We start from the raw sequence: 26,413 nt of genomic DNA, 5'->3' as shown, positions 1-26,413 counted from the left end.
ACCCTGCAGCGGGTGCCGCTGCAGCAAGGGCTGCCTGGCCGTAGGCGGATCAGCCAGCTAGCCGGAACGTGCCGCACCCCCGGCAGCCGGCAGGTCCCGCGCGTCAACCGGCCCCTGGTCCAGCCGGAACGGCGGGTATTCGTCGCGCATCAGCGCCGTGTACGCCAGGACGCGGTAGGACCAGCGCTGCAGGCCCATAACGAAGTCGAACAGCGGACGCGGATAGCGTCCGGTGAACAACAGGGCCACTGCAGCAACCAGGACCAGCAGGGACAGCAGGGATATGCCCACTGTCCAAGCACCCGCCGACCGCAGCCCTTCGCCGGCCGGGTCCGTTGCCCAGTTCACCGCTGAGCCGCCGTCGCCGCCGCCCATGCTCCGGTCCCACCCGCCGAACGGGCCGTTTTGGCGCACAATGACATAGCCGGACCCGGTGAAGGCGCCCACGATCAGCGCCTGCGGGATAACCAGCAGCCACCACTTCACCAGCACCAGCCCCCGCGAAAGCCGTTCCGGGTAGGCGACGTCGAAGTCCGCCGGATAGTCGGTCCGCTCCAGGCTGAAGGGCGGATACCTGTCCGTGCCCAGCACTCCGGAGGCGTAGAACGCAACCCGCCAGCTCCAGCGGAGCACCCCCACATTGAAGTCGAAGAGCGCCCGCGGATAACGGGCAGTGAAGAGGATAGCGAAACCCGCAATGACGGTGGCTACCCAGAAGGCGATCCACAGGAAGGCCAGCAGGATGTAGTGCGGAATGGCCAGGAACCACTTCACCAGCCACAACCACCGGGACAGCCCGGGGTCCAGTTCCCCGTAGAGCCGGGCGGGATACGGTGCCCCGGCGCCTCCGGCGGTCAGCTGCGCTGCGCGGGCGCCGGACAACACCGGTGCCTCCGCGGTGCCCGGTGGTGGGCCTGCCGCTGTGTAGCCGTAGGGGCCGTGCCCGCCGTTGGGCCCGGGGTATCCGCCTCCATGCTTCCGGCCGGCCAGGATCGCAGCGAGGATCAGCGCCGCGCCGCCGAGTACCAGGACGACGGCTCCGATTAGCAGCCACCAGGCGAGCGGCCCCAGAACATCCGACCGGATTCCCGCCTGCAGGTCCGCCGTGACCCCGGGCGCGGCGTCGGCGTTCATCACGACGACGGTCCACTCGCCCTCCTGCAGCGGCCACTCAAGCTCCTGCGTGCCGGTTCCTGCGGAAGAGACGGACCAGAAGTCCTGCTCCCCCGGCGGGGCCGGTGCGGCGGTACCCGGGATCTCCTCGTACTCCGCGGAGAAGGGATCGAAGGTTACGTCTCCGAGTTCCGAATGGGCGACGCCGGCAAGGTACCGGTCGACGTCGGCCTCGGACGCAATCCCGATGAACAGCTCGCCGTCGGGGTCGGTTCCCCGGACCTGCACTGTCCCGATATTGTCCTCCGCCCGGATGCCCGGACTCACCTCGACATTCTCGCTGGTCAGGGCGTACGAGCCGACACTGTAGGTCTCTTCGGGAACGGATAAGTAGCCGTCGTCGCGCTGGGCGGCGGCCAGTATCCCCAAGCCGGCGGCACCTGCCCCCGCAGTCAGTCCGGCAAGGACGAGCAGGGAACCAATAACGATCAGAACGATTCTGCCTGCATTCATGGCGGTGCCCTTCGCTCGATGGAAAGCGGTACCCCGGCTAGAAGTTGATCATGTGGCCGGTCAGTCCGTGGAAGGCTTCCTGCAGCGCCTCACTGAGGGTCGGGTGGGTGTGCACGTTGCGGGCAAGTTCAGCCGCTGTCAGGTCCCACTTCTGTGCCAGGGTCAGTTCCGGCAGCAGTTCCGAGACGTCGGGGCCGATCAGGTGCCCGCCCAGCAGTTCCCCGTACTTGGCGTCGGCCACCAGTTTCACGAAGCCCACCGGTTCGCCCAGCCCGTGGGCCTTGCCGTTGGCGGAAAACGGGAAGGTGCTGACTATGACGTCGTGACCCTCGTCGCGGGCCTGCTGTTCGGTGAGCCCGAAGCTGGCTACCTGCGGCTGGCAGAAGGTGGCACGCGGCATCATGCGGTAGTCGCCCAGCGGCAGGGTTTCCGCCTTGCCGATGGTTTCTGCTGCCACCACACCCATGGCCTCCGCCACGTGGGCCAGCTGCAGCTTGGCGGTGATGTCACCGATCGCGTAGATGTGCGGGACGTTGGTGCGCATGTAGTCGTCAATGCCGATGGCACCGCGTTCCGTCAGCTCCACCCCGGTTTTCTCCAGCCCGAATCCCTCGGTGCGCGGGGCAAAGCCGATGGACATCATGACCCGGTCCGCTTCGATGCTGCCCTGCTGGCCGTTCTTGTCCGTATAGGTGACCGTGACGGACGAGCCGTTGTCCTTCACCGTTTCCACCTTGGTGGAGGTGAGGATGGGGATACCGAGCTTCTTGTACTGCTTGGTGATTTCCTTGGAAACGTCCGCATCCTCGTTGGGCAGGGCCCGGTCCAGGTACTCGATGATGGTCACGTCCACGCCGTAGCTGCGGTGTACGTAGCCGAACTCCATTCCGATGGCACCTGCACCCACAATCACGATCTTCTTCGGCAGGTCCCGGTCCATGATCTGGGCCTCATACGTCACCACGTTCTCGCTCAGTTCGACGCCGGGAAGCAGCCGCACATAGGTGCCGGTGGCGATGATCGCGTTATCGAAGGTGATCGTCTCGCTGCCGCCCTTGGACAGGTCCACCTCGACGGTGTGGTCGTCGGTGAAGACGCCGTGCCCGTCGTATTCGGTGATCTTGTTCTTCTTCATCAGGAAGTGGACACCCTTGACCCGGCCGTCAGCCACCTGGCGGCTGCGGTCAAAGGCCGCCCCGTAATCAAAGGTGACATCACCGGTCATGCCGAACGTCTTGGCCTGGTTGGTGAAAAGCTGCGCCAGTTCGGCATTGCGCAGCAGTGCCTTGGACGGAATACACCCGACATTGAGGCAGACGCCGCCCCAGTATTTCTCCTCCACTATTGCCGTCTTCAAGCCCAGTTGCGCGGCGCGGATGGCGGCCACATAGCCTCCCGGTCCGGCCCCGAGGACCACGACGTCGTAATGTTCGCTCATGGGAACCAACTCTCCTTGCGTGGGGGTGCGGGACAATTTCTCAGCCGGATTAAGGCTCTCACGCAGGTGCCGCCTAGGGCACGGGTGCCGGGGAACGTTCAGGTGTAGCCCCGGTAGCCGGACCAGGCCCGGCGCCGTTCCGGGAACGGATCCGATTCAATCCGGTCCAGCTTGTCGAACACGCGGGTCTGCCGGTGGACTTCGTCGTAGGCCGGCCAGTCACTGCCGGGGTGGGAATGCCGGGCCAGGCTCAGCAACGAACCCTGGAACCGTTTGGACAGGGCTTTCAGGTCTTCTGCTCCGCCCAGCAGGGTCAAGGCCTTGGCGGTTCCGATTCCGATATCCCCGAACATCACCGGCACATCGAAGGAATGGGTGGCGCCGAACCCCAGCAGGTTCATTGCCGGTGTCGCATAGTCATAGCGGTATGCCCAGGTGGGCGCCACGCGTGAGTGGCCCTCGGCAACCATTTGGCTGGGATACCAGAAAACCAGGTCGCCGCTGATATCCACTGAACGCTGGCGGGACGGGTATCCGGGATAGGCGGCAACCACCCGGTCCCGCGCCAGTGGATCGGTGCCCGCAAACATCTTCTCGATCCGTTCGGGCGTTGACGGCAGGATGTTGGAAACCTTCGCGAACAGCGCGCCCTCCCGGGCCATGGTGCCCAGCACCAGGGGAACCGGAGCGGACTCGCCCGCAAAGAAGGCGTCTATGGGATGCCTGGGCAGGAAATCCCCGTCAATGACCGGAGAGACGCTGAGTGAGCCGGGCTGCTTGACGGGACCGATCTTCGTTGTCAGTTTACGGGTGGCGTTGACCAGCTTCGCCGCCGGCAAGCGGGTCAGGGCTTCCGCGGCTGCGGAGGGTGACACTCCCAGAATCTCCAGCAGGTCGGCCGCCCAGGCCGCATGCAGCTCCGATGAATAGGCTGCGGACGGTGCCGGGCTCTGCGCGTAGGCCTGATGGAACAGGCCCCGGGCGGCGGGAATGCACATCAGGGTGGTGACGGCGAGCCCTCCCGCCGATTCCCCGAACAGGGTGACATTGTCCGGGTCGCCGCCGAAGGCTTCGATGTTCTGCTGGACCCATTTCAGGGCGGCGAGCTGGTCACGCAGGCCCATGTTGGCGTCGAACGGCCGTTCCGGCGTCGAGTACGCACGGAAGTCCATGAATCCCAGCGCACCGATGCGGTAATTGAGCGAGACATAGAGGACGCCGCCGTCCCGGACCAGCTTTGTTCCCCGGTACGTAGGCTCCGCGGAGGAGCCGGAGCTGAAGCCGCCGCCGTACAGGTAGACCAGGACCGGCAGCAGCCCGTCCGCGGGTTCCAGCGGTGCAGAGACATTCAGTGAGAGGCAGTCCTCGTCCATGGCCACCCGGCGCCGGGTTCCGGTGAGGCTGGGAGCTTTGGACTGGGGAGGAACCGGCCCAAAGCTGCCGGCGAAGCGGATACCGCTCCAGCTCTGCGGCGGCTGCGGTGCCCTGAGCCGGAAGCCACCGACGGGCGGAGCCGCGTAGGGGATGCCGCGCCAGGTGCGCACGCCTTCGTCGACTATGCCCTGAACCAGCCCGCTGCCGGTTTCAACCACCAGTGAAGCAACGTCAATAGCCACAATCGACTCTTTTCGCCCGGGATAACCGCTGCCTTGCGACTACCTACGATAGGCGTGCGTCGATTGGGCCACCAGATCACGACCCGTTGCCGGCCGTCCCGGCCCAACATCCCCGGCCCAACACCGCGGTCCCAACACCCCCGCGGTCCGACATCCGGGTCCGACATCCGGGCCGGTGCCTAGGCTTGCGCCTAGGCTGCGGTGGCGAGCTGCTGCCGTGAACCGGCGCTGCGCCGTCCATGGGCGGGCCTCGCCCCCAGGCGGCGGTGCAGGATGGCTTCCCGAAGGCAAAGCGCAGCAACTGCTGCAACGTTGAGGGCGATTTTCGTGCCGGTTGACCAATCGGTTCCGACGCACAAGATCCAGACGAGGATCAGGACGGGTACCTCCGCCGACCTTAACGCCTTCACAGGGCGTTTCCGGCGCGCGCAAATGGAGTGCGCGGATTCCCTGCGCACCTGTACCGAACCGTTATGCCGCTGCTCCCGCAGGCCGCTGAGGCAGCACTACGGTATTCCATCCTTGGAGCCATGAGGACACTTCTTCCGTGAAATCGTCCGAGACCTACGTTCCGCACCTCCCAAGGATGCGTCACAGCATACTTTGTATCACATCCGGCACCGTGCTGACGGGTCGAAGCCCGGTGCCGGATCCGCCGGGTGCCCGGCGGCCACCCGGGCTAGGCTGCGTTGACCTTCCCGTCCGCGACTTCCCAGCGGGTATCGAGGCGGACGTTCTCCAGCAGCCGCCTGTCGTGGGACACCAGCAGCAGGGCCCCCTCGTAGCTTTCCAGCGCCTCTTCGAGCTGCTCGATGGCGGGCAGGTCCAAATGGTTGGTGGGCTCGTCCAGGACCAGCAGGTTTACGCCCCGGGCCTGCAGGAGGGCCAGCGAAGCGCGGGTACGCTCGCCCGGGGACAACGCGTCGACCCGGCTCGCCACCTGATCCGCCTTGAGCCCGAATTTGGCCAGCAGGGTCCGTGCCTCCGCGGACGAGAGTTCCGGAACGGCCGCTTCAAAGGCTTCCCCCAGCGGCAGGTCGGGCGGGAGCTGGCCGCGGCCCTGATCGATTTCCCCCACCGCGACTGAGGCACCCAGGGAGGCCGTACCGGCGTCGGGCACCTCGCGTCCCAGCAGCAGCCGCAGCAGCGTGGATTTGCCGGCACCGTTGGGGCCGGTGATGCCGATCCGCTCCCCCGCATTCACCTGCACCGATACCGGACCGAGGGTGAATCCGCCGCGGGTGAGTGCGGCGTCGTTCAACGTGGACACCACCGAGCTGGAGCGGGGCGCCGAGCCGATGCGCAGCTGCAGCTGCCACTCCTTGCGTGGTTCCTCCACCTCGTCCAGGCGGGCGATACGTGACTCCATCTGGCGGACTTTCCGTGCCTGCTTTTCGGATGACTCGGTGCTGGCCTTGCGCCTGATCTTGTCATTGTCAGGGTTCTTTTTCATGGCGTTGCGCACGCCCTGCGAGCTCCATTCCCGGGTGGTCCGGGCGCGGGACACCAGATCCGCCTTCTTGTCAGCGAACTCGTCGTAGGCCTCGCGGGCATGCCGGCGGGCCACGGCGCGTTCCTCCAGGTACGCCTCGTAGCCGCCGTCGTAGACCGCCACGCTGTTCTGTGCCAGATCCAGCTCCACCACGGTGGTTACGCACCGGGCGAGGAACTCACGGTCATGGGACACCAGCACGACGCCGCCGCGGAGTCCGCGGACAAACTGTTCCAGACGTGCCAGGCCGTCCAGGTCAAGGTCATTGGTGGGTTCGTCGAGCAGGACGATGTCGAAGCGGCTCAGCAGCAGGGCGGCCAGCGCCACGCGTGCCGCCTGTCCGCCCGAAAGCCCGGCCATCCCGGTGTCCAGGCCGAGCTGCAGGCCCAGGTCCGCCAGTACGGCGGGTGCCCGGTCTTCGAGGTCGGCTGCACCGGACGCCAGCCACCGGTCCAGTGCAGCCGCATAGGCGTCATCCGCTCCGGGGAGTTCGGATCCCAGCGCTTCGGCTGCAGCCTCCATGGCAACAGTAGAAGCCGCCGCCCCGGTACGCCGGGCCAGATACGCGCCCACCGTTTCACCGGCGAGCCGTTCGTGTTCCTGCGGCAGCCAGCCGACAAAGGCATCGGCAGGGGATGTGCTGACCGTACCGGCCTGCGGTTCGGCCGCTCCGGCGAGCAACCGCAGCAGCGTCGATTTGCCGGCACCGTTGGCGCCCACCACGCCCACCACGTCTCCCGGCGCGACGGTGAGGGAAAGATGCTCGAAAAGGGTGCGGTGGGCGTGGCCGCCGGAAAGGTCCCGGGCGACGAGGGTTGCAGTCATGCCTCCATTCTATTTTGTGCACGCACCTGTTTCGGCTCAGGTCCGCGGCGGTAAGGTAAGCATCTGTTCCGCACTTAAGGACGATCATGACCTCCATGCATCCATCCGGTCCCGGGTCCCTTCGGCTGATCTTTCCGCAGTGGCAGGGTGCTGCCGGAGCAGGCGCTGTCGGTTCGCTGCCTGCGGGTCTGCCGCACCAGACCCAGCTTTCGTACCATCTCGGACCTTCCCTGCTCGAGTTGCTCTCCCCCGCCCATGAGGGTCCCACCGCTTTTGTGCCGGTCAGCACCGACACAACGGACGAGGCAGTGGAGACGGTGGACGGCATTTATGCCCGCGAAGCGGTCCTGCGCCAGCTCCGGGAAGGGCTCCGGCTGGTGTCGGAAGCCGATCCGGCGTCAGTGGTCACTTTCGGCGGGGAATGTTCGGTGAGCGTGGCCCCGTTCAGTTACCTGGCCGCCAGGTACGGGCCGGACCTGGCGGTGCTGTGGGTGGATGCGCACCCGGACACCGGGACCCCGGGCGACAGCTATACCGGGTTCCGTTCCATGTCCCTGTCGACGCTCGCCGGGGAGGGCGACGCCGAATTCCTGGCCGCGCTGCCGGCAGTGGTGGCGCCGTCGAACGTCCTCCACGTCGGCCTGCAGGACTGGCAGGATCCCGGCATGGCCAATAAGCGCCGGCTGGGGATCTCCAGCGTCGGGATCACGGACACTCCGGAGGACACCCGCCGGATCCTGGATTGGCTGGCGCTCACCGGAGCTACGAAGCTGGCCATCCATGTGGACCTGGATGTGCTGGACCGGCGGGATTTCACCGGAACCACAGGCAACGGCACCCGGGGCATGCGGGTGCCGGACCTGCTTCGGATTATCGACGCCCTGGGCGATGCCGGGGAGATAGTCGGTCTCTCGCTCGCCCAGCACGCGCCGCTGGAGCTCCTTCGCCTGGGCGGACTGCTGCGGGACCTGCCGGTCTAGGTCAGCGGTAGCCGCGGTACCCGTTCCACGCTTCCCGGCGGTCCCGGTGCGGATCATGGATAACGTTGTCGGTGCCGTCGAAGACTTTGGTGGCTCGCGTCTCGATGCTGTACGCCGGCCACAGGCCCGGACCTCCGGTGCGGGCGAAGCGCAGCAGCGCGCCGCGGAACCGGTTGCCAACGGAAACGGCAGTGCGCTTGCCGCCGAGCAGCGTCAGGAACCTGCCCAGTCCGCGGTCGTAGTTTCCAAACACCGCAGGGATGTCCATACCGTGGGTGGCACCCATTCCCAGCAGGTTCGCCATCCGCGGGGCATAGTCGAACCGGAAGGACCACGTGGGCGCGTACGCGCTGTGCCCTTCGGCCACTTGGATACTGGGCAGCCAGAAGACGACATCCCCGCCTACGTCCACGGCGGCGCGCTTGGACGGGTAGCCGGGGTAGGCGGCGAGGACCTGTTCCTTGAGCTCCGGTTCCGTGCGGGCAAACATCGTGTCGATCCGTTCCTCCGTGGTGGGGAGGATGTCCTGCACCCGGTCGAACAGCGCGCCTTCGCGGAACATATTGCCGATGACGAGCGGAATCCGGTGTGCCTTGCCCGTCCGGAAGGCATCGATGGGATGCAGGGGCAGGAACTCCCCGTCGACCACCGGTGCTACGGCCAGGGCACCAGGCTCGGACTCAGGCGTGACCTTGCTGGTGAGCTTGCCGACTGCCTTCACCAGGCGCTGGGCAGGCAACGTGGCCAGGGCATTCGACGCATCCTCTTCGGCGACCCCCAGCAGTTCGATCAGGCTGCCTGCCCACTTTTCCGGCAGGCCGGGGCCATAGGCAGTAGCCGGTGCCGAACTCTGCACGAAGGCCCGGTGGAAGAGCCCCTCGGCAGACGGAACGCACATCAGCGCAGTAATCGACACAGCCCCGGCAGACTCGCCGAAAACCGTCACGTTCCCGGGATCCCCTCCGAAGGCGGCAATGTTGCGCTGGACCCAGCGCAGGGCCGCGACCTGGTCCGCCAACCCGACGTTTACATCGAACGGCCGCTCCGGCGTCGAATACCGGCGGAAATCCATGAAGCCGAGTGCTCCCAGCCGATAATTCATGCAGACGTAGACCACATCCCCGCGTTCCACGAGATTCCGGCCGTCGTAGTCCGGCGCGGACGCGGCCCCGATGGTGAACGCGCCGCCGTAGAAATACACCAGGACAGGGCGCGGCGGTGCCTTGTCCAACGGTGCGGTGACGTTGATGGTGAGGCAGTCTTCGTCCATGGGAGTTTTCCGGCCGGCGCCCATGGACGGCAGTCCGCGTTCCTGGGGCGGTACGGGACCGTAACGGCCGGCGTCCAGCACGCCCTCCCACGGCTGCACCGGACGCGGCAGGCGCAGCCGGAGCCCGCCGATCGGCGGGGCCGCGTACGGTATTCCCCGCCACACCCGCACGCCGTTCACTATTGTTCCCCGCACCGTTCCGTCCGACGTCGAAACAGTGAGGTCCGGCTGAGCCGTAGTTGTTGCCACAGCGTTCCTTCCGCGGTTTTTCGAGCCCAGCGCGATCATAACCAAGCCCCGGAGGCCGCCGCTATCCCCGCCGATGCTATTCGCACGAACTGCTAAGCCCTTGGCGGACGGCAGGGCGCGGACCCTGCACGGGTTCGACAGCATGCTTATGGTGGATGGACCGTCACCAACCAAAGGAGTAACGCATGTCCCGCATCGCCATTATCGGAGGTCACGGAAAAGTCGCCCTGCACCTGGCCCGACGGCTGACCGACAAGGGCCACACCGTCACCTCCCTCTTCCGCAATCCGGACCACGCAGCGGATGTTGAACAGACCGGCGCGGAAGCCGTCGTCGCCGACGTGGAAAATCTCTCCACCGAACAGATCACCGAACTGCTTCGCGGGCAGGACGCCGTCGTCTGGAGCGCCGGTGCCGGGGGCGGTACCCCCGAACGCACTTTTGCCGTTGACCGGGACGCCGCGATCCGCTCCATGGACGCCGCAGAAGCAGCAGGCGCCGGCCGCTACGTGATGGTCTCCTACTTCGGTGCCGGCAAGGACCACGGCGTCCCCGAAGACGACGGGTTCTTTGCCTACGCCGAGGCCAAGGCCGACGCGGACGAGCACCTGCGGGCCGGCGGCCTGAACTGGACCATCCTTGGCCCCAGCGCGCTGACCATGGATCCCGGCACGGGCCGGATCGAAACGGGAGCTGGAGTCGAGGGCAAGTCCGTTTCGCGCGAAGACGTTGCCCATGTGGCCGCCGAAGTCCTCGAACGCCCCGAAACCGCCGGAAAGACCATCGAGTTCAACAACGGCTCGACGCCGGTTGCCGAGGCCCTGGATTCCCTCGCCTAACCGGTCCGCCAACTGACAACGGCAGCCGCACCTGCGGCTGCCGTTGTCAGTTCTTTGGTGTTAACCCGTGATTTTGTACTTCTCGCGGTCCGCGGCGTCGAGAACCTGCTGTTCCTCCACGGACATGGCGCTGCCGCCGCGGCTCCGCGGCATCCACCACGCGCCGGGTTCGGGCGTCACGGGGTAGGTATCGATGCAGTAATCGATTCCCTCCTGCAGTTCCTCCTGCAGCCGGCGGGTCTCTTCGACGACGTCGGCATCCGATTCGACGCGCATGATTTCACCCACGTGCACGCGCACCGGGGTTTTCCAGACGGCCTTGATGCTTAGGCCGTGCCCGCGGGTCAGCATGCGGTGGCCGCCCCAGACCGATACCGGAATGATCGGGACACCGGCCTCGGCGGCCATGCGCACGGCGCCGGTCTTCAGCTGCCGCACGGTGAAGCTGCGGCTGACGCCTGCCTCGGGCAGGACCGCAAGGTAATCACCGCCGCGCAGCTTTTCTACGGACTCCTTGTAGGCTGCTGCGCCGTCGGCACGGTCCACCACAATGTGCTCGCACCAGTCGCAGACAGCCTTGACGAACTTCTTTTTCGTGGCTTTCTTGGTGACGAGGAAGCGCATGTGGACCTTGAGCTTCCTCCACATCAGGAGCTCCGCGAACGCGAAGTCCAGGTAGCCGAAGTGCGTAATGGCCACCACTGCCCCCTTGCCGGGCACGACGGCGCGGTTCAGTCCGCGGATGTCCTCGTGGGAGGGAAGGTTCTCCAGGCCGGAGGGGATCACGGGAACCCTGAAGAGGCTGCGGGCAGTGAGGCCCGTAAATACGATGCCTCGATAGACGAACTTGTTGGGGTTACGCTTTGCGGGCAACGTCGGCTCCTGAGTCGGTGGAATTTCGGGGCAGGCAACGAAATTCTACCGCGGTGCCCGATGGCCGCTGACCTGCTTGTCCGCGCGGCGGGGAAATGGCTTGCCCCGTGCTCCCCAGGTCCGGAACCAGCAGACGGGGACCCGTTTGGCGGCTATCTTTTTAGCCATGGTGATACGCGGGAGGTTCGCCGGCCGGGGGCCGGGCGGAAAGCCGCGCACCGAACCGGCTGCCCCGGCCGATCCTGCTGCCGCCCGCGACGCGCAACTCGGCGACGTCGACTGGTCCGCGCTTCCCGCCGGCTGCCTCCGTTCCCGGTTTCCGGCACCCAGCGGGTCCCTCGCGGCCATCAGCATGGGAGACCCCGGCAGCCCGGCGGTGGTCCTGGTGCCCGGCGCCATGGGGTCGAAGGAGGACTTCTCACTGATGCTGCCGGAACTGGCGGCGGCGGGATACTTCGCCTTCAGCTTCGACCTTGCCGGCCAGTACGAGTCCGCCGACGCCGGCCCCGAGCACCTGCGGCCGCCGCAGCGCCGGTACGACTATGAGCTGTTTACGGGTGACCTGATAGCCGTGCTCTCCGCCTACGGCCCGGCCCACGTGGTCGGCTACTCATTCGCCGGCATCGTTGCCCAGCTGGCCCTGCAGCAGCGGCCGGACCTGTTCCGCAGTATCACCCTGCTCGGCTGCCCGCCGCGCGGCGGCCAGAGTTTCCGCGGCGTTAGCCGTATCGGCTGGGCCGCCCCCTTAGTCGGGGACCGGATCAGCGCGGACCTGATTGTCTGGGGCGTGCAGCGCAACTTCATCGGGGCGTCTCCGGGACGGATGGCGTTCGTGGCCCACCGGTTCACCCGCACCAGGAAAGACTCCATCCGGGACATGGTGGGGCTGATGAGGCACGCCCCGGGCCTGCGGGATACCCTCCGGGCAGCCACCCTCCCTAAGTTCGTGGCCGTCGGCGAGCATGATGTCTGGCCGCTGCAGCTGCACCGGGAGTTCGCCGCCGGCATCGGCGCATCTTTTGCGGCCTACGGCAGCGGACACAGCCCCAGCGAGGAATCGCCCTACCAGTTCACGCGGGACCTGCTGCACCTGTTCGATTCCGCCGGCTGACGCTGCGCGCCCGGTCCCGCCGGCGCCGGAACGGCGGTTCCTGCTCGAAGTCGAGCTTGAACGTGGTGTAAGCCATGGCCACCCGCCGCCCCAGCCCGCGCCACGTGTCAAAGGGCCGGGCGGATACACCCACGCGCAGATCCGGGTCCCAGCGGATCCACATCCCGGGACGGAGCTGATAACAGAGGTCCAGGTCGTCATGCACGCGGGGATCGCCCCGGTGCACCCGGTCCCTTAGCCGTATCCACATGCTCCGGTGCAAGCCGAAATTGGACCCGAAGAGCGGCGGGTGTCCGAGCAGCAGGTTCATCGACCAGCGGTAGCCGCCGATATAGAGGGTTTCCGCTATCCACCGGATGACCCGGCCGGAGCCGTAGAACTCCCCCGGCCCGGTGACAGCGGTGTCTTTCCCGGCCTCGAGGAGGTCGGCCTCCAGATGCTCCAGCCAGTGCGGCGGAGGCACCGAGTCTGCGTCCAAACGGGCCAGCCATTCACTGCTCGCCTCATCGAAGCCGCGGAAAGTAGCGGAGGCGACACCGACGTCGGGCTCGTAGATCCTGCGGCCACCCGCTGCCCGGCAGACGTCCGCCGTCGCATCGGTGCTGGCGTTGTCCACGACCAGGACCTCGTCCGGCTGCCGTGTCTGCCGGGCCACCGCGCGCAGGCACGCAGCGAGCATAACGGCGTCGTTATGGGAGGGGATCACCACTGTGATAGTCGACATCGCGTCCTGGCTGCCGGTTGTCCGTTGCCCTCCGATTCTGCCACCGCATGCGCTCCCCGGCCACGGACGGGAAGGCTCCGGTCCGGCCTTTGTCCACCTACGCCGTCATGCGGCTTAATCCGCGGACATGCTGGGCCATATTCCTTGGCGGCCGGAAAGGACCCGGACTAGCGTTGCTCAACTGCGGCACGTTGCCGCGGCATCTCCCCTTTTTCCTAGGAGCAGTTTCAATGCTTATTTCAGGCCTGCTGGTCGGGTTGGCGCTCGGATTCGTTATGCAGCGGGGCCGCTTCTGCGTCACCGGTGCCTTCCGCGATGTCTGGGTCACACGCAATACCCGCTGGCTCACCGCGTTCCTGGTGGTTGTGGCCGTGCAAAGCATCGGAGTATTCGCCTTGGACGCGGCGGGCGTCATCACCCTGCAGGCCGAGGCGTTCCCCTGGCTGGCAACCATCGTGGGCGGCTTCATCTTCGGCTTTGCCATTGTGCTGGCCGGCGGCTGCGCCACCGGAACCTACTACCGCGCCGGCGAGGGCCTGGTGGGCAGCTGGCTGGCGCTGATCTCCTACGCACTGTTCGCCGCGATCATGAAGACGGGCCCCATGGCCGGTTTCAACACCGCGATGCGCTCCGTGACCGTGGAGCAGAGCAATTTCTACTCGATCCTGGGCATCTCCCCGTGGCTGTTCGTGGCGGTGCTCGTGACCGCGGTGGCACTGGCGGTCCGGCACCACCTGGCCAAGCCGAAGTCCGCCATGGCCACCCTGCCGGCGTCGAAGACCGGGCTGGCGCACCTCTTGTTCGAAAAGCCGTGGAATGCCTTCGCTACGGCCGTCGTCATCGGGCTCATTGCCACGGCAGCCTGGCCGCTGAGCTGGGCCACCGGCCGGGAAGACGGCTTGGGCATCACCACCCCCTCCTCCAAGCTGGTCACCTACCTTGTCACCGGCGATGCCGAGCTCGTGGACTGGGGTGTGTACCTGGTCATCGGCATCCTGCTCGGCTCCTTCATCGCAGCCAAGGGCAGCGGCGAATTCCGGGTCCGGGTCCCCGACGCCGCCACCGCCGTGAAGAGCCTCGGCGGCGGTGCCCTGATGGGCATCGGCGCCGCCCTGGCCGGCGGCTGCACCATCGGCAACGCCATGGTGCAGACGGCCCAGTTCACCTTCCAGGGCTGGACCGCGCTGATCTTCATGATCCTCGGCACCGGCGTCGCTGCGAAGCTCACCATCATGAACCGCCGCCCGGCGCCGGCCTCCGCTCGCGTCCCCGTCGGCGTCTAATCCCCCACCAATAGCTCGAAAAGGATACACACCATGGCACAGGTCACCCTGGAAACCAACGGATCCGTCTGCCCCTTCCCCCTCGTGGAAGCCAAGCAGGCTATGACAACACTGAGCAGCGGCGATGAACTCGTCATCCACTTCGACTGCACCCAGGCCACGGACGCCATTCCGCGCTGGGCTGCCGAAAGCGGCTACCCCGTCACGGATTTCTCCAAGCGCGGCCCCGCGGAGTGGTCCATCACGGTGCAGAAGGCCTAGCACCGCGTAACCGCCGCACCGCTGAAGCCCGGCTTCGCCGTTCCGTGCCCGTTAAGAGCGCAGGATCCGCTGGCGCCGGGCTTCGGCGATGGCGGCGGTCCGGTTGTCCACACCGAGCTTTTCGTAGATGTGCACCAAGTGCGTTTTCACCGTCGCTTCGGAGATAAACAGCTTCCGGGCGATGGCCCGGTTCCCGAGGCCCGTTGCCAGCAGCTCAAGCAGTTCAAGTTCACGGCTGCTGAGGGCCGGAGCCGGACTCCGCAGATGTCCCATCAGCCGGGCCGCAACCAGCGGCGACAACGCCGTCCGCCCGTCCGCAGCAGCAGTGACCGCGGTGCGGATCTCCTCAGGATCCGCATCCTTGAGCATGTAACCGGCCGCCCCGGCTTCGATGGCCGCCAGGATATCGGCGTCAGTGTCATAGGTGGTCAGAATCAGCACCGGCGGGCCGTCGGCCGCCCGGATTCTCCGCGTGGCCTCCACCCCGTCCATGCCCGCCCCCATCTGCAGATCCATCAGTACAAGATCGACCGGGGTGCCCAGCACCTCCTGTTTACGGACTTCGGCCACCGCTGATTCGCCGTCCGCGGATTCGGCGGCAACCCGGATGCCTTCAAAGTCCTCCAGCATGGCGCGCAGACCTGCCCGGACCACCGGGTGATCGTCAACCAGCAGGATCCGCATCACTCTCATGCCCGTGTCTTCGCGGGAGCCGGTTGCTCCAGCTCCGGCCGGTCGGCAGCCGGCAGCGGAAGCCGTACCGCCACCACCGCGCCTTCGCCGGGCGCGGACTCGATGCTCAGCACCCCGCCCAGATCCGCTGCCCGCTCGCGCAGGGAGAGCAGCCCGAATCCGCTTCCGTCCCGGCGGGGGACGTCCGGGAGCGTTGCGGTGCTGAAGCCCGCACCGTCATCGAAGACATCCAGCGTCACTGCGTCGGGCGCAAAGCTGAGCGTCAGTACCGCGGTATGTGCACCGGAATGCGCCCGCACGTTGGCAAGGGAAGCCTGCGCCGCCCTCAGCAGGGTGGTTTCATACCGGGCATCGAGATCCACCGGCTCTCCGTCCACCCGGAGGCTGCACTCCAGCGGCTGACCGCCGGAGGCCGCCTGCCGGGAGCTATCGGCGCAGAGGCGCTCCAGCCCCGCGATGAGGGTCCCGCTGCCCGTTGCCGCTTCGGTCAGGCCGCGCACAAACTTCCTGGCCTCGGCCAGGTTTTCCGACGCAGTGGCCTGGACCGTGGCAATGCGCTCCCGGGCCAGATCCGCCTGTCCGCTTTCCAGTGCGGCGCCGGCCGCCCGCGACATCAGGACAATGCTGGAAAACCCCTGGGCCAGGGTGTCATGGATCTCGCGGGCCAGGCGTTCCCGTTCCGCCAGGACGCCCGCACGGTGCTGGGACGCTGCCAGCTGCCCGCGGGTGCGCCGAAGCTCGGCCAGCGCACGCCGCTGGTTCACGCTTTCTCCGTGCAGCGCCGCGTAGGCGAAGCCCATCACCACAGCAAAGAGGGCCCCCAGCACCGGGCCCAACAGGACTGCGAGAGTAAACCCTCCGGAGTGCACGCCCTGGGCGGCGACCACCGCAGCCGTCATCGCGGTTACTGCCGCCAAGGCGGGCACGGTCCGCAGCAGATGCAGGTCCAGGAAGAACAGGGGGAAGGCCAGCCAGGAAAAATCGGCGCTTATCAGCAGCAGAAGAAGCCATAGGAACGTTACGGCCGCCAGCCAATAGGGCCCGGCACGGCCGGGGTCCGGCCCGGCTCCGGTTGCTGCGTAGCGTTTCTCTGCCACGGTGCCGGCGAGATAAACGACGGCGAGCACACAGGCGCAGGCATACGCAGCCACGAGGCGGGGCGTTCCCGGCCCGTCCAGGGTCAGCTGGACCAAAGCCAGAACAAGCAGCCCGGCGAAGGCAACGTGCAGGGCTACCCGCAGCAGGCGGAGCACGGCGTCCCCCGCGACGGTCGCGGCAGCGGCAGACACGGTGCCGGCGCCGCCGTCGGGACCCCCACTGCTTTGATTCGGCGCACTCATGATTCCAGCCTAGGTCCGGCCGTCCGCAACGGCATCAACCAAACGGTTGAGCGCAGGACCAACCGGTTTCTCCGCCCGGATCATCCGTCCATGCGATGGTTTCGCCCCGGAACCGGCGGAGGGTTGAAAGGTACCCTCCACTGCCGCTGCGGCGGCCGATCCGAAAGGAAGCAAACGTGTATCTGGCACTCCGCGACATACGCTTCGCCAAGGGGCGGTTTGCCCTGATGGGCAGCGTCGTCGCCCTGATTACCCTCCTTCTGGTGTTGCTCTCCGGGCTTACCGCAGGCCTGGGCAACCAAAACACTGCGGCAATCAAGGACCTTGGCTCCGCCGGGGTGGACATCGTTGCCTTCGGTGCACCCGAGGGCGGTGAAGCCAAGGTCTCCTATACGGAATCAACCGTCACAGCTGAGCAGTTGGCTGAGTGGCGGAAGACTCCCGGCATCGAGACCGCTGAACCCGTAGGCATCACCCAGACGCGCATTACCGGCGGGGCCAGTGCAAACGTGGCTGTCTTCGGCGTCGAACCGGGCAGCAAGCTCGCGCCCCGCCAGATCGGCGACGGACAGATCCTCATTGGATCGGAAACAGCGGAGTCCCTGTCCCTGGATGCGGGGGACGAAGTGCGCCTGGGCGGCCGGGTCCTGACTGTTGAAGACATTGTCGACCAGTCCTACTACAGCCACACGCCGCTCGTCTGGACGTCGCTGGCTACATGGCAGGCTGCGGCCCATACCAACGATGAGGGCTCCGACGCGGCGCCGGTGGCCACCGTGATCGCTGCCTCGGGCTCCACCGCCGAGCAGGCAGACGACGCCGCAGGCACAGTCTCCACGGGTATCCGCGGCTCTTTCAACGGATTGGGCGCCTACACCTCGGAAAACGGTTCGCTGCTGATGATGCAGGCGTTCCTGTACGGCATCTCCGCACTGGTCATTGTGGCCTTCCTGGCGGTCTGGACCATCCAGCGCACCCGCGACATTGCCGTGCTGAAGGCCTTGGGCGGCAGCTCCGCATACCTGATGCGTGACGCGCTGGCCCAGGCCGGGGTCATCGTTGCCGCAGGTGCCGTCACCGGCGGGGTGCTCGCCGTACTGATCGGCTTGGCGGCCGCTGCGGTTGCTCCGTTCATCCTGACGGTTTCCACCGCACTGCTGCCAATCCTCGGCATCGTGGTGCTCGGGCTTGCCGGGGCGGCCGGTGCCGTACGCCGGGTTGCCAAGGTAGATCCGCTGACCGCTCTCGGCGGCAACTAGGTACCTACATCCTGTATTCCCAAGAAAGGACCACCACAACATGGCAGAAACCTCAGCTTCGGCACTTGTCCCACCGACCCTCGCGGCTGCCACCGCCGCACTGCACCTGCAGGACGTAACCCTCGAATACCCCGACGGCGTCAGCACGCTGAAGGCACTGGACCGGGTCAGCCTGACTGTTCCACGGGGAAAGATCCTCTCACTGGTGGGTCCGTCAGGGTCCGGCAAGTCCTCCCTGCTCGCCGTTGCCGCCACACTGATCCGACCGGCGTCGGGCACCGTGACGGTGGGCGGCCGGGATGTCGGCGAACTGGACGACGCCGGCCGGACTGCACTGCGGCGTACCGAACTTGGCATCGTCTTCCAGCAGGCGAACCTGCTTCCTTCCCTCACGGCCGTGGAGCAGCTCGTCATCACTGACCGGCTGCGCGGCAGGGCCGGGAAGGAATCCGAGTCCCGGGCACGGGAGCTCCTGGAACTCGTGGGGCTGTCCCAATCCGTCGCGGCCCGCCGTCCCCACCAGCTCTCCGGTGGACAGCGTCAGCGGGTCAACATTGCCCGTGCCCTCATGGGCAGTCCGTCGCTGCTGCTGGTGGACGAACCCACCGCCGCGCTGGACCACGACCGGTCCGAGGCGATTGTCCGCCTATTGGTTGCCGTGACACGCGAATTCGACCTGGGTACGGTGATGGTGACCCACGATACCGAGTTCGTACCCCTGACCGATGACGTGGCGGCCATGCGGGACGGCAGGCTCATTGAACACGACCCCGCAGCCTAGTCCTTTCGACGGGCGCGGCTGGGCTGGACCCGCGGCGGCTCCCCCGGCATCTTCGGATAGTCCGGCGGGAAGGGCAGTTCGCCCAGCCCGTTGGCCAGGTCCCGTTCCCACCAGCCCAGCAGGACATCGATGGACCCCGGCCGGGCGGACATCTCCGCCCAGGGATCCCCGACGGTGCGCAGCCGCTCCGGAACTGTCTGCATAGTGAAGTCCGCAGGATGCACCCGTTCCAGCTCGTCCCAGGTGATCGGGCAGGAGACGGGTGCGTTCGGGAGCGCCCGCGGGCTGTACGCGCCGGCCATGGTCCGGTCGCGGTTGGCCTGGTTGAAGTCCACGAACACCCGTGTGCCGCGTTCTTCCTTCCACCAGGCCGTGGTCACCTGGTCCGGCATCCGGCGCTCCACCTCCCGGGCTGCGGCAATCACGGCATGCCGGACGTCCAGGAATTCACGCTCCGGACGGATGGGCGCGAAGAGGTGGATGCCCCGGTTGCCCGAAGTCTTGATGTAGGCGTCCAACCCGGCCTCGGCAAGGATGGACCGCAGTTCCTGGGCCGGACGCACGGCGTCGTCGAAATCCGTGCCCGGCTGCGGATCCAGGTCAATGCGCAGCTGGTCCGGGTTGTCCGTGTTCTCCGCCCGCGACGGCCAGGGATGGAACACCACCGTGTTCATCTGCGCCGCCCACACCGCGGCGGCAGGCTCATCCAGCACCACCTGCGGGTGTGAACGGGCGCTCGGGTATTTCACGGTGACGGCACGCATCCAGTCCGGCATTCCGCGCGGCGGATTCTTGGAGAAGAACACCTCTCCGCCGATGCCCTCCGGGAAGCGCTCCAGCGAGACGGGCCGGCCGCCGTTGGCCCGGATGAACGCCTCACCCACCTCCGCGAAATAGCGGGCCAGATCCAGTTTCGTGATTCCGGGATCCGGCCAGATGACCCGCCCGGGACTGGAGATGCGGACCTGCCGCTCCCCCTCCGGACCGGGAACGGCCAAGGTGGTTTCCTCGCGTGCCATCGTTCTGCTTTCCCTCATTGGACAGTGTGGGAAAGAGGTTACCGTGTCAGGCGGCAGGCTTCCCCCGCACCGGTTCCACCGGTGCGCCGGGCCGGTAATTCTTTCGTCCATGGACAAAGCGGTAGAGCACCGTGGAGGCCAGCAGGACGGCGGCCAGCACCCAGTACATGCCGTGGAATCCCATCAGTGGCAGGAGCATGCCCAGAAGCAGCGGGCCAAGGCCCACACCGGCGTCCATCAGGATGAAGAACGTGGACGTCGCCAGGCCGATCCGGGCCGCCGGTGCCGTTGTCACGGCAATCGCCTGGGCACACGGCATCAGTGCACCGAAGCCGAAGCCCACAAACACGCCGGCCAGGGCCATCACCGTGTCATTTGGGGCGTAGGCCAGCAGCGCCAGGCCGACGGCGAAGGACACCAGGGTGGGGTACACCACGGCATTGTCACCGTGCCGGTCCTGGATGCGCCCCACAAACAACCGCGAAACCAGCACCACGCACGCATAGACCACAAAGAAGAGGCTGGCGCCGAGCACCAGGCCTTCCGTCTGGGCATAGGAGTTAAGGAAGGAGAGGATGCCGGCATATGCCGCGCCGGCAATGAACATCACCGATGCAATGGCCAGTGCCGACGGATCAATGATGTCCGTGAGGTGCATCCGCCACTTGTTCTCCTGTTCTTCGGCGGTCGGTGTGCGTTCCGGCAGGGACAGCACCAGGGACAACGCGAGTGCGACGGCGGCGCAGCCGGCAGCAAACAGGAACAGGGCGCGGTAACTGACGGACTCCGCCAGGAACACGGCCAGGAACGGGCCTACTGCCGTAGCCATCGTGGTGGAGATACCGAAGTAGCCGGTACCCTCGCCGCGCCGGTGGACCGGAATCAGTCCCATGACCGAGGCGGAAATACTCGTGCTGGCCGCTCCGAATGCCATGCCGTGCAGGATCCGGACGGTCAGGAGCAGTGCCAGGTTGGACGCGGGGATGTACAGCAGCGATGCGACCACGAACACCGCGAGGCTGGTCACCAGCAGCCGGCGCCGCCCCACGAAGTCCAGGAACTTCCCGGCGAAAACCCGTGCCGCCAACGCACCGAGGACGAAGGATCCGGAAGCAAATCCGGCGGTGCTGTCGGATGCGGAGAACTCCTGAACCGTGTAGAGCGCCATGGTGGTCATCAACAGATAAAACACCAGTGAGATAAAGAGATTCGTGATGATCGCCAGCACAAATCCCCTGGTCCATAATTTCGAACCGCTGCCAGCCACTGCATACTCCTGTTTGCTCGGAACAAGCGACCGATATTGGAAGGTCGCCTAACAACCTTACCCGCCGCCGTCGTCGGTCGGGAAGCAAATTTCAGTGATCCCGGCCACTTTTACCCCACACGGTGGTGCAGTCGTGACCGATGGGAAAACTTCAGCCACTCCCGTATCGGAGGGTGGAATTCTTCGAGCGCGGATCGGGTGGCCGGGACGCCGATTCCGAGGCAGTGGTACGGCTGTTACTGAAGGGATCACACCCGTAACACCTACCTCGACGCCTGGGGTTACCCCGCCACTCGGACGCGAGAAAAGCCCTGTTAAGATTGAGACTGAAGCTAGCCGGTGTGGCCGCAGAGGCAGATTTCGGGTAGCATATCGCGCCCCCGATCACACGCCTGAGAGAAGCAGATCACACAATGGTTATCCAACCGTAACTATCTTGTACGGTTATTCCCATGCCGCTTTCTGATGCGGCTCCCCCGGGCTTGTTACCTAGCTCTGCCGCTGGTCCCGGGGTCCACAGAACGCACAACCACGGCAGAGGCGGGGGAACCATTTATGGGTTCCTTGAATCCTTGGGGTTAAGTCTCCGGTTTCACCGGCGGCCGGGTGTCTCCCATCCGAATCCGACAGCTCACCTCGCAGGTATCGGGAGAGGTTATTACATGACTTTCAACAAGACTCGTGGACGCCACCGCGCCGAGACCATCGTCGTTGCCGGCCGTGGACGGACCATCGGCAGCGCCGCTGCCGTAGTCGTCGCAGGTTCCGGCCTGATGCTCAGCATGGCCGCACCGGCCTCCGCCGGAGTTGTCGCCAATGACAACTACACCCCGTCGCAGGCCGTTGCACCGGCCGCCCCGGTAGCAGCCGCCCCCGTTGCAGCCGCACCGGTAGCTGCCCCCGCAGCTGCTGCCACCACCCACACCGTTGTTTCCGGTGACACCCTGGGCCAGATCTCCGCCGCTTACGGCGTTGGCCTGGACTCCGTCCTGGCGCTGAACGGCCTGTCCCTGGCATCGATCATCTACCCCGGCGATGTCATCACCGTTGCCGGCGAAGCCGCTCCGGCCATTGCTGCCGAACCCGTTGCGTCCTACGCCGCTCCGGCTGCAGCACCGGCAGCAGCAGCACCGGTTGAGCCCGCCAATACCGGCGTGGTCACCACCCAGTCCACCAACATCACGCCGGCTGCAGCAACCCCCGCAGCCAGCGGCACCAACGCCATCATGCTGGCTTCGGCACAGTCGCAGCTGGGCGCAGCCCAGGACTGCACCGTCCTGGTTGAGGTTGCCCTGCGCGCCGCAGGCCACAGCGTGGGGGACCTTGCTCCCGCACAGCTGGCCGCCTACGGCACCCAGGTCTCCACCCCGGAGCCCGGTGACATGGTCTACTACGCCGACGGCGGCATGGGCCTGGCCCACATTGCCATCTACATCGGCAACGGCGAAGCCATCCACAGCGGCTGGAACGGCAACCAGACCGTAGTCCAGTCCGTCAACGTCGGCTCCGGCCCCGTGTTCTACCGCGCATAAGGCTTCCCAGCCACACCGCGCAAGATGAGCGTCCGTCCCGCAAGGGCCGGGCGCTCATTGCGTTAAGCGGTCAGGACCTGCCACCGGTTGCATCAGGGCACAAACCGGTAGCCCATGCCGTGTTCAGTGAGCAGGTGCTCCGGAGCCGCAGGGTCACGCTCCAGTTTCCGCCGCAGCTGTCCGATGTACAGCCGCAGGTAGCCCGAGTCCGTGGTGCCCGGGCCCCAGACGTTCGTGAGCAGGGCCTGTTGGGTGACCAGCATGCCCGGATGGGCAAGCAGTTCGGACAGGAACCGCCACTCGGTAGGCGTCAGGCGGATGTCCGAGCCGTCGTCGACCCGCGCGATGCGCCGCGCGGCCAGGTCCACCCGCACGGTCCCGAACGTGATCTCGCTGGGGCCCGCAGCCGCGGGCGACCGGCGGGAAAGCGCCCGGATCCGGGCCAGCAGTTCCTCGGTGGAAAAGGGCTTGGTGACGTAGTCATCCGCCCCCAGGTCCAGCGCCCGCACCTTGTCCGCCGGATCGATCCGGCCCGAGACCACCAGGATGGGCACGGCACTCCAGCCGCGGACGGCTTCAATGACTTCCATGCCGCTCACCCCCGGCATGCCCAGATCCAGCACCAGCAGGTCCGGATGGGTGTCCACCGCCTTCCGGATGGCGGCACTGCCGCTTTCCGCTGTCACTACCTCATATCCGTACGCGCTCAGCGTGATGCGCAGCGCGCGGAGGATCTGCACGTCGTCGTCGGCGACCAGGATCTTCATCCGGCCACCGCCGGAGTGGAGATCCCTGCCGCATGGGTACCGCGTTCAGCGGCAGGCAGCGAGAGGACCATGGTCAGACCGCCGCCGGGGGTGTCTTCGGTTTCCAGCGTTCCGCCCATTCCTTCAGTGAATCCCTTGGCCAAGGCCAGTCCCAGGCCCAGGCCGGTTGAGTTATCCGTGTCCCCCAGCCGCTGGAAGGGGACGAAGATTTCTCCCCGCCGCTGCTCCGGGACACCGGGTCCCGAGTCTATGACGCGGATTTCCACCCGGCCGGCAAACTCGCTGACGGACAGGACACATTTCGTTTCCGCCGGGCTGAAGCGCACCGCATTGGCCAGCAGGTTGACCAGCACACGCTGCAGGAGCACCGGATCGGCCAGGACCACGCGCGGCGCGGAGGGGATTTCCAGTTCCACGTCCGCCGGTCCCAATTCAAGTTCCTCGAGCGCCGGCAGCACCGCATCCGCGACATTCAGCGGCTCCAGGCTCACGCCGACGACGCCGGCCTGCAGCCTGCTCACATCCAGCAGGCTGGTGACGAGTCCGGAAAGGGAGGCCAGGGATTCCTCGGCGGTGGCGAGGAGTTCGCTGCGGTCCTGCTCGGACCAGGTGACGTCCGTTGCCCGCAGCCCGGTAACGGCGGCGGTCGCTGCGGTCAGCGGCCGCCGCAGGTCATGCCCGACGGCGGCCAGCAGCGCCGTGCGGACCTTGTCCGCCTCGGCCAGCGAGCCGAGTCCCCTGGCGGTTTCGGTCAGTTCGCGGTGTTCCAGTGCCGCCTCCAACTGGGCGGTGATGACCGCCAGCAGGCGCCGGTCCGACGCAGCCAGTTCGCGCCCCCATAGATCCAAGGAGCACCGCTCCCCCACCGGCAGGCGGGTGAACGCCGGATCTTCGGGTGAGGCGGAAGCCGGCCACTCGCCCTCGGAGTACAGGTCTTCATCCTCGCAACGCATCCGTGCGGCGCTCACGTTGAAGGCTTCACGGGTGCGGCTGACCAGTGCGGCAAGGGCATCTTCCCCGCGCAGCACGCTGCCGGCCACCGATGCGAGCAGCTCGGATTCCGACGCCGAACGCCGGGCGGTGCGCGCCCGCCGGGCGGCGGCATCCACCACATAACTGACGAGCAGCGCGTTCACTACGTAGAGCCCCAGTGCCAGCATGTGCGACGGCGTGGCCACGGTAACGGTGTACAGCGGTTGGATGAAGAAGAAGTCCAGGGTCAGGCCCGAGAGCAAGGCCGCGAACAGGGCCGGCCAGATGCCGCCGATCAGGGCCACGAGGATGACCAGCAGCTGGTAGCTCAGCACGTCGCCGGTGATGGTTTCGGCGCTCCGGAGCGAAACCAGGCCTGCCGTCAGCAGCGGACCGCCCACAATGGCGAAGGCGAAGCCCAGCAGGCGCCGACGCATCGAGAGGGCGCCCCCGAAGTGCGGCAGCACCAAGGTCCGGGCAGCCGCCGAGTGGGAGACCATATGCACGTCGATGTCCCCGGACTCCCGGATAACCGTGGCGCCGATGCCCTGTCCGGACAGCAGTGCTGCGATCCGGGGACGGCGGCTGACCCCCACCACCAGCTGCGTGGCGTTGACGCCCCGGGCAAAGTCAACCAGTGCCCGCGGAACATCGTTGCCCACCACCTGGTGGAACGTGCCGCCGAGCTTCTCCACCAGGAGCCGCTGCGCGGCCAGTTCTGCCGGTTCCGGCCCGCGCAGTCCGTCGGCCCCGGAAACGTGGACGGCCAGCAGCTTTCCCCCGGCGGACCGGGCTGCAATCCGTGCCCCGCGGCGCAGCAGGGTGCGCCCTTCGGCGCCGCCGGTGAGCGCCACCACCACCCGCTCCCGGGCCTCCCATTTGCGGCTGATGCCGTGCTCTTCACGGTAGCGGTTCAGAGCCGAATCCACCTCGTCCGCCAGCCACAGCAGGGCCAGTTCGCGCAGGGCCGTCAGGTTTCCGAGGCGGAAATAGTTGGACAGGGCTGCGTCCACCCGTTCTTCCGGATAAATGACGCCGTCGGCCAGGCGTCCGCGCAGCGACTGGGGAGTGAGGTCCACCAGTTCCACCTGTTCGGCTCCGCGCAGGACGGCGTCCGGTACGGTTTCGGCCTGCAGGGTGCCGGTGATCTGCTCGATCACATCGTTGAGGGAGTCGATGTGCTGGATGTTCACGGTGGACAGGACGTTGATCCCTGCGTCGAGCAGGGCCTGCACGTCCTGCCACCGCTTTTCGTTCTTCAGTCCGGGCACGTTGGTATGGGCCAGTTCATCCACCAGCGCGTATTCCGGCGCCCGCGCCAGGACGGCGTCCAGGTCCAGCTCCGTGAGTTCCAGCCCGCGGTGGCTGAGGGCGGCACGCGGGACCGTCTCCAGCCCCTCGGCCAGGGCAGCTGTCGCGGCGCGGCCGTGGGTTTCCACCAGCGCGACGACGACGTCGGATCCCTCATCCCGGAGGCGGCGCCCCTCTTCAAGCATGGCGTAGGTCTTGCCCACGCCGGGCGCCGCCCCCAGAAATACCCTCAGTTGTCCTCGCGTCATGGACTAAGTGTCCAGCTCCGCCAGCGAAATGTTCAAAAGCAACACGTTGACGGTACTGCTGCCCAGGACTCCGGCGAACGGGGCCTGCGTGGCGTCGTCCACCAGGGCAGAGACCTGCACCGGATCCAGGCCGCGTTCGGCCGCCACCCGGTCCACCTGCATCCGGGCGTACTCGGGGCTGATGTGCGGATCCAGCCCGGACCCCGATGCCGTGACCGCCTCGGCGGGAACATCCTCCGGCGCCACCGACTCCAGCTCCGCGACGGCTGCCCGCCGCTCGGCCACGGCAGCCGCGAGGTCCTCGTTCAGCGGACCGAGGTTGGAACCGCTGGAGGCACCGCCGTCGTACCCGTCCCCCGCGGCGGACGGCCGGGACTGGAACCATTCGGGCAGGGCAGCGCCGTCGGCGTCAGTGAACGACTGGCCGATCAGCTTCGAGCCCACCTCGTTGCCGCCGCTGCTGACCATCGAGCCGTTGGCCCGGCCGTGCAGCGCGGCCTGGCCGACACCCGTCACCACCAACGGGTACACAACGCCGAGGAAAAGCGTGAGCACCGCCAGGGCGCGGAGGGAGACGCCAAGCTGGCGCATGCTGCTGCGGACGGGGTTCATTTCCTGCTCCTAGTAAGGGGGATGC

Annotated in this window: 22 protein-coding genes and 1 riboswitch; of the genes, 8 read left to right on the top strand and 14 right to left on the bottom strand. The window is 66.8% G+C overall.

Features of this window, described 5'->3' with window-relative positions; all coding sequences use genetic code 11:
- Window positions 1-57 precede the first annotated feature (57 nt).
- The 4 genes from N2K99_RS08110 to N2K99_RS08095 form a co-directional block, all read right to left on the bottom strand.
- Window positions 58-1,626: a DUF4389 domain-containing protein gene (locus tag N2K99_RS08110; RefSeq protein WP_227933458.1), complete on the bottom strand. Its 1,569-nt coding sequence runs from the start codon at window positions 1,624-1,626 to the stop codon at window positions 58-60.
- A 37-nt stretch (window positions 1,627-1,663) separates the two neighbouring features.
- Window positions 1,664-3,064 (bottom strand): dihydrolipoyl dehydrogenase, encoded by a 1,401-nt coding sequence (gene lpdA, locus N2K99_RS08105; RefSeq protein ID WP_227921839.1) that lies wholly within the window; start codon window positions 3,062-3,064, stop codon window positions 1,664-1,666.
- 98 nt (window positions 3,065-3,162) lie between these two features.
- The gene (locus N2K99_RS08100; RefSeq protein WP_227921841.1) at window positions 3,163-4,680 is read right to left on the bottom strand and encodes a carboxylesterase/lipase family protein; all 1,518 of its coding nucleotides are present in this window, start codon (window positions 4,678-4,680) and stop codon (window positions 3,163-3,165) included.
- 679 nt (window positions 4,681-5,359) lie between these two features.
- Entirely contained in the window at window positions 5,360-6,997 is a 1,638-nt protein-coding gene (locus tag N2K99_RS08095) for an ABC-F family ATP-binding cassette domain-containing protein (RefSeq protein ID WP_227921844.1), read from the bottom strand.
- A gap of 86 nt (window positions 6,998-7,083) precedes the next feature.
- Here N2K99_RS08095 and N2K99_RS08090 point away from each other — a divergent pair, with 86 nt between their 5' ends.
- Entirely contained in the window at window positions 7,084-7,977 is an 894-nt protein-coding gene (locus N2K99_RS08090) for an arginase family protein (protein WP_227921846.1), read from the top strand.
- 1 nt (window position 7,978) lies between these two features.
- On the opposite strand, the gene N2K99_RS08085 is transcribed toward N2K99_RS08090, so the two are convergent.
- Complete coding sequence (locus tag N2K99_RS08085; protein ID WP_227933457.1) at window positions 7,979-9,496, bottom strand: carboxylesterase/lipase family protein; 1,518 nt, start codon at window positions 9,494-9,496, stop codon at window positions 7,979-7,981.
- A 185-nt stretch (window positions 9,497-9,681) separates the two neighbouring features.
- Between N2K99_RS08085 and N2K99_RS08080 the strand changes: the two genes are divergently transcribed.
- Window positions 9,682-10,335, top strand: a complete 654-nt coding sequence (locus tag N2K99_RS08080; RefSeq protein WP_227933456.1) for an SDR family oxidoreductase — start codon at window positions 9,682-9,684, stop codon at window positions 10,333-10,335.
- A gap of 60 nt (window positions 10,336-10,395) precedes the next feature.
- On the opposite strand, the gene N2K99_RS08075 is transcribed toward N2K99_RS08080, so the two are convergent.
- Entirely contained in the window at window positions 10,396-11,208 is an 813-nt protein-coding gene (locus tag N2K99_RS08075) for a 1-acyl-sn-glycerol-3-phosphate acyltransferase (protein ID WP_227933455.1), read from the bottom strand.
- Window positions 11,209-11,374: 166 nt separating this feature from the next.
- Here N2K99_RS08075 and N2K99_RS08070 point away from each other — a divergent pair, with 166 nt between their 5' ends.
- A complete protein-coding gene (locus N2K99_RS08070; protein ID WP_227933454.1) occupies window positions 11,375-12,319 on the top strand; it encodes an alpha/beta fold hydrolase in 945 nt (314 codons plus the stop codon).
- On the opposite strand, the gene N2K99_RS08065 is transcribed toward N2K99_RS08070, so the two are convergent.
- Entirely contained in the window at window positions 12,279-13,043 is a 765-nt protein-coding gene (locus tag N2K99_RS08065) for a glycosyltransferase family A protein (RefSeq protein ID WP_227933453.1), read from the bottom strand. The two genes, N2K99_RS08070 and N2K99_RS08065, sit on opposite strands and share 41 nt — an antisense overlap.
- A 230-nt stretch (window positions 13,044-13,273) precedes the next feature.
- Between N2K99_RS08065 and N2K99_RS08060 the strand changes: the two genes are divergently transcribed.
- Both N2K99_RS08060 and N2K99_RS08055 read left to right on the top strand, forming a co-directional pair.
- Window positions 13,274-14,326, top strand: a complete 1,053-nt coding sequence (locus tag N2K99_RS08060; RefSeq protein WP_227933452.1) for a YeeE/YedE family protein — start codon at window positions 13,274-13,276, stop codon at window positions 14,324-14,326.
- Window positions 14,327-14,359: 33 nt separating this feature from the next.
- Complete coding sequence (locus N2K99_RS08055; protein WP_227921859.1) at window positions 14,360-14,587, top strand: sulfurtransferase TusA family protein; 228 nt, start codon at window positions 14,360-14,362, stop codon at window positions 14,585-14,587.
- Between the two features lie 51 nt (window positions 14,588-14,638).
- On the opposite strand, the gene N2K99_RS08050 is transcribed toward N2K99_RS08055, so the two are convergent.
- Window positions 14,639-15,280, bottom strand: coding sequence for a response regulator transcription factor (locus N2K99_RS08050; RefSeq protein ID WP_231709327.1), 642 nt, complete (start codon window positions 15,278-15,280; stop codon window positions 14,639-14,641).
- On the bottom strand, window positions 15,277-16,620 hold the full coding sequence (locus tag N2K99_RS08045) for a sensor histidine kinase (RefSeq protein WP_227933451.1): 1,344 nt from the start codon (window positions 16,618-16,620) through the stop codon (window positions 15,277-15,279). The genes N2K99_RS08050 and N2K99_RS08045 overlap by 4 nt, the downstream gene beginning before the upstream one ends.
- Before the next feature lie 176 nt (window positions 16,621-16,796).
- On the opposite strand from N2K99_RS08045, the gene N2K99_RS08040 reads away from it, so the two are divergent.
- Together N2K99_RS08040 and N2K99_RS08035 are read left to right on the top strand one after the other, a co-directional pair.
- Complete coding sequence (locus N2K99_RS08040) at window positions 16,797-17,879, top strand: ABC transporter permease (protein ID WP_227933450.1); 1,083 nt, start codon at window positions 16,797-16,799, stop codon at window positions 17,877-17,879.
- Between the two features lie 40 nt (window positions 17,880-17,919).
- Window positions 17,920-18,660: an ABC transporter ATP-binding protein gene (locus N2K99_RS08035; protein ID WP_227921866.1), complete on the top strand. Its 741-nt coding sequence runs from the start codon at window positions 17,920-17,922 to the stop codon at window positions 18,658-18,660.
- Here N2K99_RS08035 and ligD read toward each other — a convergent pair.
- Window positions 18,657-19,679 (bottom strand): non-homologous end-joining DNA ligase, encoded by a 1,023-nt coding sequence (ligD, locus tag N2K99_RS08030; RefSeq protein WP_227933534.1) that lies wholly within the window; start codon window positions 19,677-19,679, stop codon window positions 18,657-18,659. The two genes, N2K99_RS08035 and ligD, sit on opposite strands and share 4 nt — an antisense overlap.
- Before the next feature lie 46 nt (window positions 19,680-19,725).
- The gene (locus tag N2K99_RS08025) at window positions 19,726-20,907 is read right to left on the bottom strand and encodes an MFS transporter (RefSeq protein ID WP_260554884.1); all 1,182 of its coding nucleotides are present in this window, start codon (window positions 20,905-20,907) and stop codon (window positions 19,726-19,728) included.
- A 553-nt stretch (window positions 20,908-21,460) separates the two neighbouring features.
- Window positions 21,461-21,605: riboswitch (cyclic di-AMP (ydaO/yuaA leader) on the top strand.
- A gap of 3 nt (window positions 21,606-21,608) precedes the next feature.
- Here N2K99_RS08025 and N2K99_RS08020 point away from each other — a divergent pair.
- Entirely contained in the window at window positions 21,609-22,478 is an 870-nt protein-coding gene (locus N2K99_RS08020) for a LysM peptidoglycan-binding domain-containing protein (protein WP_227921876.1), read from the top strand.
- Between the two features lie 92 nt (window positions 22,479-22,570).
- Here the strand turns inward: N2K99_RS08020 and N2K99_RS08015 are convergent, their stop codons facing one another.
- From N2K99_RS08015 to kdpC, 3 genes are read right to left on the bottom strand one after another with little or no spacing between them, the layout of a single operon-like run.
- Window positions 22,571-23,245: a response regulator gene (locus tag N2K99_RS08015; protein ID WP_227933448.1), complete on the bottom strand. Its 675-nt coding sequence runs from the start codon at window positions 23,243-23,245 to the stop codon at window positions 22,571-22,573.
- Window positions 23,242-25,776 (bottom strand): ATP-binding protein, encoded by a 2,535-nt coding sequence (locus tag N2K99_RS08010; protein WP_227921881.1) that lies wholly within the window; start codon window positions 25,774-25,776, stop codon window positions 23,242-23,244. The genes N2K99_RS08015 and N2K99_RS08010 overlap by 4 nt, the downstream gene beginning before the upstream one ends.
- 3 nt (window positions 25,777-25,779) lie before the next feature.
- Window positions 25,780-26,388 (bottom strand): potassium-transporting ATPase subunit KdpC, encoded by a 609-nt coding sequence (gene kdpC / locus N2K99_RS08005; RefSeq protein WP_227933447.1) that lies wholly within the window; start codon window positions 26,386-26,388, stop codon window positions 25,780-25,782.
- Window positions 26,389-26,413: the final 25 nt, after the last annotated feature.

The sequence above is a fragment of the Arthrobacter sp. zg-Y1110 genome (genome assembly GCF_025244865.1).
In the GTDB taxonomy this organism is placed as follows: Bacteria; Actinomycetota; Actinomycetes; order Actinomycetales; family Micrococcaceae; genus Arthrobacter_B.
The sequence above is the reverse complement of the archived record's forward strand: the minus strand, read 5'-3'. Positions and strand labels throughout refer to the sequence as shown.

What these genes read in the sequence shown, in the direction of transcription:
- N2K99_RS08110 (WP_227933458.1), bottom strand. Translation starts at nt 1,626, where the DNA reads ATGAATGCAGGCAGAATCGTTCTGATCGTTATTGGTTCCCTGCTCGTC.
- lpdA (WP_227921839.1), bottom strand. Translation starts at nt 3,064, where the DNA reads ATGAGCGAACATTACGACGTCGTGGTCCTCGGGGCCGGACCGGGAGGC.
- N2K99_RS08095 (WP_227921844.1), bottom strand. Translation starts at nt 6,997, where the DNA reads ATGACTGCAACCCTCGTCGCCCGGGACCTTTCCGGCGGCCACGCCCAC.
- N2K99_RS08090 (WP_227921846.1), top strand. Translation starts at nt 7,084, where the DNA reads ATGACCTCCATGCATCCATCCGGTCCCGGGTCCCTTCGGCTGATCTTT.
- N2K99_RS08080 (WP_227933456.1), top strand. Translation starts at nt 9,682, where the DNA reads ATGTCCCGCATCGCCATTATCGGAGGTCACGGAAAAGTCGCCCTGCAC.
- N2K99_RS08070 (WP_227933454.1), top strand. Translation starts at nt 11,375, where the DNA reads ATGGTGATACGCGGGAGGTTCGCCGGCCGGGGGCCGGGCGGAAAGCCG.
- N2K99_RS08065 (WP_227933453.1), bottom strand. Translation starts at nt 13,043, where the DNA reads ATGTCGACTATCACAGTGGTGATCCCCTCCCATAACGACGCCGTTATG.
- N2K99_RS08060 (WP_227933452.1), top strand. Translation starts at nt 13,274, where the DNA reads ATGCTTATTTCAGGCCTGCTGGTCGGGTTGGCGCTCGGATTCGTTATG.
- N2K99_RS08055 (WP_227921859.1), top strand. Translation starts at nt 14,360, where the DNA reads ATGGCACAGGTCACCCTGGAAACCAACGGATCCGTCTGCCCCTTCCCC.
- N2K99_RS08050 (WP_231709327.1), bottom strand. Translation starts at nt 15,280, where the DNA reads ATGAGAGTGATGCGGATCCTGCTGGTTGACGATCACCCGGTGGTCCGG.
- N2K99_RS08045 (WP_227933451.1), bottom strand. Translation starts at nt 16,620, where the DNA reads ATGAGTGCGCCGAATCAAAGCAGTGGGGGTCCCGACGGCGGCGCCGGC.
- N2K99_RS08035 (WP_227921866.1), top strand. Translation starts at nt 17,920, where the DNA reads ATGGCAGAAACCTCAGCTTCGGCACTTGTCCCACCGACCCTCGCGGCT.
- ligD (WP_227933534.1), bottom strand. Translation starts at nt 19,679, where the DNA reads ATGGCACGCGAGGAAACCACCTTGGCCGTTCCCGGTCCGGAGGGGGAG.
- N2K99_RS08020 (WP_227921876.1), top strand. Translation starts at nt 21,609, where the DNA reads ATGACTTTCAACAAGACTCGTGGACGCCACCGCGCCGAGACCATCGTC.
- N2K99_RS08015 (WP_227933448.1), bottom strand. Translation starts at nt 23,245, where the DNA reads ATGAAGATCCTGGTCGCCGACGACGACGTGCAGATCCTCCGCGCGCTG.
- N2K99_RS08010 (WP_227921881.1), bottom strand. Translation starts at nt 25,776, where the DNA reads ATGACGCGAGGACAACTGAGGGTATTTCTGGGGGCGGCGCCCGGCGTG.
- kdpC (WP_227933447.1), bottom strand. Translation starts at nt 26,388, where the DNA reads ATGAACCCCGTCCGCAGCAGCATGCGCCAGCTTGGCGTCTCCCTCCGC.